This is a genomic window from Desulfobaculum bizertense DSM 18034, assembly GCF_900167065.1.
GTDB lineage: Bacteria > Desulfobacterota > Desulfovibrionia > Desulfovibrionales > Desulfovibrionaceae > Desulfobaculum > Desulfobaculum bizertense.
This window is the reverse complement of record NZ_FUYA01000002.1, coordinates 291,095-301,539: the sequence shown is the minus strand read 5'-3', so window position 1 is coordinate 301,539 and position 10,445 is coordinate 291,095. Positions and strand designations below refer to the sequence as shown.

The following is a 10,445-nucleotide window of genomic DNA, read 5'->3' as shown; positions in this document are numbered from 1 at the left end:
AAAGTCAAGATCAATCGATAATGAAATTGAATTTCATTCTTGACGAGGAATGCCCATTCAACTACTCGTTCTTCGAACACACTCTCAAATTGAACGGACGGATGGATACATGACTCATTTACCACAATGGAACCAGAAACGATGGTGCATCGTGAGTCTGGCGATACTTTGCGCAGGTGTTATGATCGCTTACGCAGGAAGATCACAAGCTCATGCAGCACAAGCTGAGCACCATAAGCAAGAAGCCTTTTGGCTCAACGGTTCATGGCCACACGAAGGTTCTGACCTTTCTCCACACCCAAGCGCTGTTTTTGGACGACTTGATAACGGATTCCGCTATGTACTCCTGCACCATGACACCCCCAAGGGACGAACGGTCATGCAGCTCGATGTGCAGGCAGGTTCACTCATGGAACGGGAAAATGAGGCAGGCATTGCCCATTACATGGAGCACATGGTTTTTAATGGCTCCACGCACTTTGCTCCGGGCAAACTTATCACTTATTTCCAAAAAAATGGCATGAGCTTTGGCGGAGACACCAATGCTCATACAGCAATGCAGGAAACAGTCTTCAAACTGAACCTGCCGCAAAATTCCAATGAAGAAATCCAGAAAGGCCTCACCGTTCTTTCTGATTTTGCCCGTGGTGCTCTCATCCTTGAGCAGGAAGTCAGCAATGAGCGCGGCGTAATTCTGGAAGAAAAAACCGCTCGCGATACAATTCAGTCCCGCGCTCGCCAGCGCAGACTAGACCGCGTATATGGCGGAACCCGCTTCACGGACCCCACCATTGGCAAAGAACAGATTATTCGCGGGGCAAACGCCAAACTCCTCCGCGGCTTTTACGAAGCCTGGTACCGTCCGGAGCTGACTGTTCTGGTCATGGTTGGCGATTTTGATCCTCACAGCATTGAGCCACTTGTACGATGGACCTTCGCAGACTTTCGCGCCAAGGCTCCACGCCGAGAGGTTCCACAGTGGGGAGACATCTCCTCCACCTCTCCAGTGGCCTTTTATGATCCCAAGTCTGGAAGCGCTCCTCTTGTCATGGTTGAACGGCTTCACCCCCGTCATCGCCCACAGGACAGCGTTACGCTCCAGCGACGGGAACTGGCCGAGCAGCTTGCGGCCAAGATACTGCGAGACCGCCTGATGACCCTTTGCGCCTCTCCAAAGGCTCCGGCCCTCAAGGCATTTTCGCGCATCTCCATGCCATTTTCCCAGTTCAAAAATGCTGGAATGATGGCCATGCCCAAAAACGGCGACTGGAAATCCGCCCTCTCCCTGCTGGAAAATGAACTTCGCAGAGCCACGACATATGGCTTTACTGAGCAGGAATTCCAGCGGGCAAAGCAGTTCTTTATGACGGCGATTCGCCGCAACATCATGCACGAAAAGGCTGAATCTTCGCAAAGCATCGCCGAAGAAATCATCGCCTGCCTCAATAGCGGGCGAGTCTACCAGTCTGCCAAGCAGTCAATGGCCCTTTATGCTCCCATGCTCAAAGACATGAGCAAAGCCGAAGCCGAAGGCGCACTGAAACGCCTGTGGAGCACAGGAAAACATGTTGTTTCCCTCACCGGACTCCCCATTGCGTCTTCCACACCAGAAAAAACCGTGCTTGACGTCTGGAATGCCGCGTCTAACGTGCCAGTTTCAGCATGGAAAGAGCACGTTGCCCAGCCCTTCCCGTACCTGAAAGCATCGTCTCATGTGGCACAGGTCACAGCGCAGGATGAGCACAGCGAACTTCCAGAAACATTCGCTTTCCGCCACGTAGACTTTGACAATGGCATGACGCTTTACATGAAGCCAAGCACGGTGGAAAAACGCCGCGTCGAGCTGAGCCTCATGTTTGGGAGAGGCCTTAATGACCTGACACCCCGAGAACAGAAAATGGCGCAGCTCGTCAATAAATGCGTCGCCATGACAGGTCCCGGCAAGCTGACTCGGGTTGAATTCATGCAGGCCCTTGGAGGCAAAAGCATCCAGCTGAATCTTGGAACCCGGGCAAGCAGCCATGTCATTGCAGGGTCCAGCCTGAACAAGGATTTGCCTCTGCTGCTCCACGGCATGCGATCTATCCTCCTCGACCAGCATATCCGCCAGTCAGATTTCGATTCCGCTCTTTCGCTCTTGCAGAGTGAAGAAACAGACCGCACCGGAACCGCTTCCGGCCTGATGCGTAGCAAAGGTTTCCCCTTCATGTCTGGTGGAGTCATCGTTCCGGCGCTGACATACAAGGAAGCCCAGCAGTTCACGCTGGCAGAGCTTCAGGATTTCCTGAAAAAGGAGCTGGCAACAGGCAAACTGACATTCACTGCTGCTGGTGACTTTGCTCCTGATGCCCTCCAGAAACAGATTGGTCAGATTTTTGGAGATCAAAAGCGAGCTGCATATGTGTCCACGGCACAGTTCAGCAACAGCTTCCCGGCGGGACAGCATGTTCAGGCCCGCCTCACAGGAGAACTCCAGCAGGCAGGTGTTCTTATTGGCTACGCCATTCCCGGCCCGGCTTCTGAAACAGCTCAGGCAGATGACCCTGCACTCCTGCGAGAAATCCGCTACAGCATCCTGACCAAAGTTCTTTCGGACCGGATGCGTATCCAGATTCGGGAAAAGCTCGGAGCTGCATATTCCCCCTTTGCATTCAGCTGGACCCGTCCGGACTTTGCCCCGTACGGAATCATATGCGCCTATGCCACCACAGACGCAGGCAAAGAGCAGCTTGTCAGCACAGAAGCTCAGCGCATTCTTGATGCCGTTGCAGATTCTGGAATCACTCAGGATGAGCTTGACCGTGCCCAGCGGCAACTCCTTGCGGCCCGCATCAATGCACGAAAAAAGCTGTCATTCTGGAGCATGCTTTTGCAATCAGAATCAACCCTGCGCAAAGGGACAATGGCTCGCCAGCCCCTGCGCGAAAAGATCATTAAAAAAAGCACTGTGGACGACATGAACACTCTTGCAAAAGAGCTGTTCTCTTCATCTCGTCGCGCGCAGTTCACAGTACTTCCCCAGAAATAAAAACAAAAAGCTCCAGCCAGGCATCATGCTCGTCGAGCAATTGTGCGGCTGGGGCTTTTTTTAGGGCTTAATTGAAAAAGAATTTCATTTTCATACATAAGCCAAAGTTTCACGACAAAGAAGGATAGAGAAGGAGCACGTTTTGAAACGGAAGAGAAGACACAGCAAACGAATCAGAGAAGCTATCGCAACCCTCGCCCTGATTCTGGCCTTTTCTGCAACAGGCTTTGCACAGGAACCACAAGCCGCGCAGCCAGAAAAAGAAGACAACGTCATTGTTCTCGACAAGGTCGAGGTCAAGGCAGCACCACATGAGCAAGGCAAAATCGTCATCGATCGCGACAAACTCGACAAGCTTCCTAGCGCAACAGGAAGCATTACAGAAAGCTTGCGAATCCAGTCAGACATCCAGTTTGACGAAAGCTTTGGCAGCTCACTCCAGGGCGGTGAAATTGCACCACCTGAAATATCCATCTCTGGTGCAAAGCCCTATGAAACCCGGTTCAACATCGATGGTCTGGGGATCAACAACTATATTTCTCCAGAAGGATTCAGCAACAGCCCCACAGGCTTCCCTTCGGCGCCAGCCCAGAGCATGTTCATCGATACAGACCTTATAGACAGCATCAAGGTGTATACCAGCAACATCCCAGCCAAATACGGCTCATTCACTGGTGGTGTTGTTGATGCCAAAATCAGAGATCCCAAGAAAAAATTGGGGGGCAAGCTGAGCGCACGGCACACCCGTGACAAATGGTCAAACCAGCGCCCCAATGACAATGACGACTTTGAACTGTCTTCGAATCCGGAAAATCAGCCATTTTTCAGCAGATATGACGGTTCAGTGTCCATTGATGTCCCGCTGTCAGAATCCACAGGCGCACTTTTGGGATACACCATTCAGCATTCAACCATTCCCCTGCACTACATGGACGACATGAAAGACCAGTATAGGGCGAATGAAAACTTCCTCGCAAAACTTGTTCACGACTTTGATTCCGAAACCTCAGCGGACATCAGCTTCTTGTACAACCCATACAAGGCAGACAACTTTACGGCGAGCAGCAAGGATTCTGAATACCAAAACTATAAAAATTCCATGAGCCTCGCTCTTGGTTTTGAAAAGAAACTTGATCTGGGCAAGCTTGAGCTTCGCGCTGGTTACAGCGAAACCGAAAACAGGCGTGAAGCAGAAAACAACGTACACACCACATGGACAAAGCTTCATGGGACATCAACCCAGTGGGGGAATGAGACCCGTAACGCCAAAGAAGGCGGTTTTGGTGACTCTGAAACAACCCAGAAAGCCTTTTCGTCCAGTGCCGACTTCACCACAACCGAGCTTGAGCTGGGGCCAACAACGCACACGTTCAACATGGGCGTCAGTCTTGAAAATGTTTTTGGTACGTATGCCTACCTTGATGACAGAACGGCTTATTATGCTCCCAAGAATTCCAGCATTGTGAAGGATAATGGACAGGGGGGAGTCATCCCCGGCGAGCAGTACACCATGCTGAAAAGTGAAATCGACAGCAGCAACGGAAGCGCCAATATGAACCTCCTTGCTGCCTACCTCGATGACACACTCACCTTTGGCCGCCTGACGCTTCGCCCCGGCCTTCGCGTCTCCTACGATGACCTTCTGGAAAACACGAATCTTGAGCCTCGTCTGTTCACCAGCTTCGATATCCTTGGTGATGGGAAATACACACTGACAGCCGGTGCAAACAGATATTACGGAGCACCAATCATGTCGTATGCTCTTCGGGACATGACCCCGACGACCTATTACATGCGCACTCTCAACTCCAGCACCGGAGAGCTGTCTGACTGGCGAAAAACCCGCACAACGGGAACAAAAGAATACAATCTGGGAGAGATGGACACACCCTACTCTGACGAAATCACCCTTGGAGCTTCTGCCGAAGTCCTTGGTGGCATTGCCAGCTTTGAATACGTCAACCGCAAGCATCGCGACCAGTTTAGTACATCCATAATTCGAGACGGCGGCGACACATCCTACATCCTGTCTAACCAAGGCCGCACCGACTACGAGGGATACACTCTGAAATTCGCTAAAAATATTAACGAAAATCACTGGGTCTCTCTGAGTGCAACCTACTCCGAAAAAGAGACAAACTTTGCGGACTACGCTGACCAGAGCCTTGAGAGCGGTATTGCAGGCTATGACTTCTCCAAAGTCTATTACGACGGAGAACTCATTAACCGTACAGATCTTCCGGCAGAAGCCTTCAATCGACCGTGGGTCGTGGCCTTTGTCTACTCCGGAAAATTCTTTGACCGCCTGACCTTTACCAACACGACCCGCTTTGCCTCCGCCATGACCACGCTCGTCAAAAAAGGCAAGTACACCGATAACGACGGAGTGAATTACTACAAATACGAAAAGTCCAACATCGACCAGCTCGTGACCTTTGACTGGCAGCTTGATTACGAAGCATGGAAGTACAAAAACCAGCTTCTGACCTTAAATCTCTCCGTCATGAATGTCTTTGATGCCACATCCATTGTGGACCGGGACGGCAACAAGGTAAACGGCCGCCAGTTCTGGGCGGGTGCAACGTACGAGTTCTAATATGACACAGGAAACCGTTATATCCTGCCAAAACCTCAAGCACAGCTATGGAGAAAAACACGTTCTCAATGGTCTGAACTTTGAGGTCCAGTCTGGCGGCATTTTCGGGCTTCTGGGAAAAAACGGCGCAGGGAAAACCACCACAATTAATATTCTGATGGGCTTCCTGCGCCCCCTTTCCGGGGCCTGCACTGTTTTGGGAGAACCAAGTAACGCCATCTCACCGCAAACCCGACGCGACATTGGCCTGCTGCACGAGCGTTTCATTCAGTATGATTTCATGAGTATTCAGGAAATTGAACGCTTTTACTCACAGTTCTACCCTCGCTGGGAACACGATGTGTTCTACGATCTCGTAGGCCGTCTTGACGTCCCCAAAACCCGACGAATATCCCGCATGTCCTGCGGCCAGCGCTCTCAGGTCGTGCTTGGGCTTATCATGGCCCAGAACCCCAAGCTTATGCTGCTGGATGACTATTCAATGGGGCTTGATGTCGGGTACCGAAGGCTTTTTCTTGAGTTCCTTCAGGAATACGTACGAGAACGAGGCACAACAGTTCTTGTGACTTCGCATGTTGTTCAGGATCTCGACAAGCTCATCGATCAAATGATCATTATTCAGCACGGGAAAACCCTTGTTGCAGGCTCAAAAGACACATTCCTCTCGTCTTTTCATCACTACAGCCTGCCCCACTCCCCACAGACAGAACGCCTTGTTTCGAGTCAGAGGATCGCCAATGTTGAGCACAGCCGGACCAGAACTCATGTGTACACATATCTCTCAGCTCTGGAATTTGGCGAGCGTATCGAACGCCTTGGCCTCTCTCGTGAGAGCATCTCCGAAACACCAATGGATTTCGAAGATGCGTTTATAGGAATTACCGGAAAATATTAACGAACGAACGGCGTCCTTGCCCACCCCGAAGGATTCGAAATGCTTTCTTCACTTGCATACAAGGAATGGCTCAAGCTGAGATATGTTTTCTGGGTCCCGTTCCTTTTTATCGCTCTTGCCCTTGGTGATGCCCTCATCACCTTTCGCCATGTCAACGAAATCATTGGGCCGCTCATGCTGTGGCTTGATGCAGTCTTTTACGACAAAGTGTTCTTTGATTCCCTGCTTCCAGCAGGAGTTTTTTGTGGCATCTGGACTGCACTTTTTCAGTTTGTCCCAGAATGCCAGGGAAAACGTCTTCGACTGCTGTTTCATCTTCCAGTCCGGCACCGCGTCAGCCTCTACTTTATCATTTTTACCGGCCTTCTCATTTGCTCGGCGGGCCTTCTCGTCAGCCTTGGCGGACTCAGCCTTCTTGTTGCGCATTATCTGCCCAGAGAAATGGTCATCCGCTCCGTACTGACAGCCTTGCCATGGATGCTCGCAAGCTACCCGGCATACCTTGGAACGGTGCTTCTTATTGTCGAACCTCTCTGGACCAGAAAATTCCTTCTTGGCATCCTCACGGCTCTCTTTTTGAAGCCCTTTTTTGCATCCGAAATTCCGGGAGCCTATCAGCACAGTATTCTGTCTTTTGCCCTGCTCACGCTTCTCTGGCTTTTCCCGCTGGATGTTCTGGCAAACAGATTTAAAAGAGGTGCACGATGGTAAATATTTCTCGACTGTGCACGCTTCTGCTAACGGTTGCAGTTCTTGCCAGTGCTCTTCCATCACTGTATTCACGCGCAACCACGGTCAAGTCTGCCGCCCCTGTTCTGTTCTACAGTCCCATTAAGGACATGTTCCTTATGCAGCGAAGCTCAGAAAAGGGGATGGAGCGCTATACGGAAACTGGAGAGCACCTCAAGTACAAAGATTACTGCCGCGCACTCCCCTTTATGTTTCATGGCAATCTTGCCAAATGGGGAGAATTTCCCGCAGAGGTTGATGGAACGCCTGTAGACACAACAATTGCCCGCCGCGAGCTTCAGTTCGTCCGGATACTTCCCCGAGACGTGTACACCCCAGAGCCTCCACTCCAGATGCTCTTTGAGGCCGAACCCGACGTTGCGCACCTTGAGTACCCTTCAGACATGTTCCGATACAGCTCCGACGGCGTAGAGTTCATTCAGACCGCAGACAATACTGTCCTGCCCCAAAAATCTGCCGAGTTTAGCACGGCACTTCACAAAGCAGGCGTCACGTTTCCCATACAAAAGACAGGAAGCAATCCTACGAACCAAAAGCCTTTTGACTGGGGTAACTTCTTTGTCGACGCGAAGGGAACCCTCTTCCATCTGATGATGATTCACGGCAAAGCCGTGTGTACAAACACAGGGCAGCGCTTTGAAAAAGCCGTTCAGCAAATTCTCGTCATGGAAAATGAACGAAAAGAATTTTATGGACTGGTCGTCACGACAGACGCTGTCTTTGCCATCATGTGCAATGACTACAGGCTGCAAAAACTCCCCTTGGAGCAGTACGATCCAAAACGTGATTCCGTTATGCTGGTAACCACACCGCTTCACCGCATCGTGCAGCAACGCCGAGACGCTGAAATCCTGGCCTTTGCGATGAACACGCAATGGAAGCAGGTTCATAATTACACACTGGAATTCTCATCAGCTCAAAAAGAACGCTGGACACAAATAGGAGCATGCATTTTCCCCTTCCGCATAGAGACAACAAGTGGCCTTTCCCGCTTTGTGCATCTTCGCATCACAGACGCCTTTAGCTCACCAATTCTCAGTCTCCTCGGATGTGTTCTCGCTCTTGTTCTCTATGTTCCTTTTCATAAACGACGCTTCGCCTCGCTTCCGGGACCTGCGGACTGCCTGCTGGTATTCATTACAGGCAGTTACGGCCTTCTCGCTCTCCTTCTGTGGGGACCTCTTCAGCAAAAAACGCACAGCACAACGCAGCAGTCATCTCGAGGCAAACACGCGTGAACAGACCCAGACCTGAATGGTAACGCCTAAAAACACAAAGCCCGAGCAATCGGGCTTTTCTCACTTCTCGCAGCGCCTTGAGACAGAATTGCTCAGTTAAACGAAGTACTCACCCCTCACCTCACAGCATTCCCCCTTTCTTTCTTTTTTGCTTCTTCGTCCCCATTTTCCCGATTTTTGGTTTGTCTCCTCCTCTTGCTGATAAAATTTTATCACATTAATAAATGTATTATTGCAAAGGAGTTACAGAAAAAACGCTCTTTTCACATGTGAAATTTTGACCAATCGCGTTGACAAGCTCCCACCGCGCATGTAGTGAAAAAAATGTCTGAACGAAATGTCGACATTATACATTCGTCATTTCAACAACTGACCATATTTATGGAGAACAACTGATGAGCAAACAAATCATTGACACTTCTAAGGCTCCCGCAGCCATTGGCCCATATTCTCAGGCCGTCGTCACTGGCGACCTCCTGTTTACATCCGGAGCACTTCCCATTGACCCTGCTACAGGTGAAATGCCCAAGGGGAGCATTGAAGAACGCGCACATCAGGTCTTCAAAAACTTGAGCGCTATCGCTGAAGAGGCTGGCACCTCTCTCGACAATGCCGTCAAGGTCACTGTTTACCTCGCCGACATCGCCGACTTCCAGGCTGTTAATTCAGTTTATGGACAGTACTTCGCAGAACCTTTCCCGGCCCGCAGCGCATTCCAGGTCGCTGCCCTGCCTCTTGGTTCCGACATCGAAGTCGAAGCAGTTATCACCCTTAAATAATTTTTTTTGAGAAAGGACATTTCCATGAATCTCGCACAGTTCCCCCGTCGTGGCTACGTTAAGGAAGCAACCCCCATCGAAGCAGTTCCCGCATTTTCCAAGGCTCTCGGTGGCAAGGTCAACATCTTCATCAAGCGTGATGACCTCCTCCCCGGCTGCGCTGGCGGCAACAAGACCCGTAAGCTGGACTTCTGCATCGCTGACGCACTGGACAAGGGCGCAGACACCATCATCACCTGCGGTGCTGTTCAGTCTAACCACTGCCGCCTGACCCTTTCCTGGGCTGTCAAAGAAGGCCTGGACTGCCATCTCGTTCTCGAAGAGCGCGTCAAAGGCACCTACAGCCCCGAAGCTTCTGGCAACAACTTCCTCTTCCAGCTCATGGGCGTGAAGAGCATCACCGTTGTTCCTGGTGGTTCCGACATGATGGGTGAAATGGAAAAGCTGGCAGCTACTCTCGCTGGCCAGGGCAAAAAGCCCTACATCGTTCCTGGTGGAGCTTCCAACACCATCGGCGCAACGGGCTACGTTTCCTGCGCACAGGAAACCCTTGAGCAGCTCTTTGCAATGGGCCTGAACATTGACCACATGGTTGTTCCGAGCGGTAGCGCTGGCACCCACGCTGGTGTTGTGACTGGTATGGTTGGCTGCAACTCCGGCATCCCGGTTAGCGGCATCAACGTGAGCCGTACCAAGGACGTTCAGGAAGAGATCGTCCACAAGCTCGCTGAGGAAACCGCAGAGCGCGTTGGTGTCAAGGGCGGCATCCCCAGAGAAGCAGTCGAATGCTTTGACTCCTACGTTGGACCAGGCTACTCCCTGCCGACCGAGAGCATGGTTGAAGCCGTCAAACTGCTGGCTTCCACCGAAGGCATCCTGCTTGATCCGGTTTACTCCGGCAAAGCTATGGCTGGTCTGGTAGACCTCGTCCGCAAGGGTCACTTCGCAGAAGGCTCCAATGTCCTGTTCCTGCACACTGGTGGCTCCCCTGCACTGTACGCATACCTCGACACCTTCCGTGGCTAATTCTTAACGCATGGCGCCGGTCTCGTTGTATTACAACGAGACCGGCGCCTTTTTTCTATCAGATAACGGGCGGAGCTTCCTCGTGCAGACTCAGCACCAGACGCTTACGCTCGCACAGCAATCCTCTTATCTA

The 10,445-nt window shown here is 51.3% G+C and carries 7 protein-coding genes; all 7 read left to right on the top strand.

Annotated features, from left to right (window positions below):
* Positions 1–109 precede the first annotated feature (109 nt).
* Positions 110–3,028 carry a M16 family metallopeptidase gene (locus tag B5D23_RS04255; RefSeq protein ID WP_159445905.1) on the top strand — a complete coding sequence of 973 codons (2,919 nt, stop codon included), beginning with the start codon at positions 110–112 and terminating at the stop codon, positions 3,026–3,028.
* Positions 3,029–3,170: 142 nt separating this feature from the next.
* Positions 3,171–5,624, top strand: a complete 2,454-nt coding sequence (locus B5D23_RS04250; RefSeq protein WP_144012534.1) for a TonB-dependent receptor plug domain-containing protein — start codon at positions 3,171–3,173, stop codon at positions 5,622–5,624.
* 1 nt (position 5,625) lies between these two features.
* Positions 5,626–6,519, top strand: a complete 894-nt coding sequence (locus tag B5D23_RS04245; protein ID WP_078684163.1) for an ABC transporter ATP-binding protein — start codon at positions 5,626–5,628, stop codon at positions 6,517–6,519.
* Between the two features lie 39 nt (positions 6,520–6,558).
* A complete protein-coding gene (locus B5D23_RS04240; protein WP_078684162.1) occupies positions 6,559–7,230 on the top strand; it encodes a hypothetical protein in 672 nt (223 codons plus the stop codon).
* Complete coding sequence (locus B5D23_RS04235) at positions 7,224–8,507, top strand: DUF4857 domain-containing protein (protein ID WP_078684161.1); 1,284 nt, start codon at positions 7,224–7,226, stop codon at positions 8,505–8,507. Before B5D23_RS04240 ends, B5D23_RS04235 begins: the two co-directional genes overlap by 7 nt.
* Positions 8,508–8,902: 395 nt before the next feature.
* Entirely contained in the window at positions 8,903–9,286 is a 384-nt protein-coding gene (locus B5D23_RS04230) for a RidA family protein (protein ID WP_144012533.1), read from the top strand.
* Between the two features lie 24 nt (positions 9,287–9,310).
* The gene (locus B5D23_RS04225; protein WP_078684159.1) at positions 9,311–10,312 is read left to right on the top strand and encodes a D-cysteate sulfo-lyase; all 1,002 of its coding nucleotides are present in this window, start codon (positions 9,311–9,313) and stop codon (positions 10,310–10,312) included.
* The last annotated feature ends 133 nt before the right edge of the window (positions 10,313–10,445 follow it).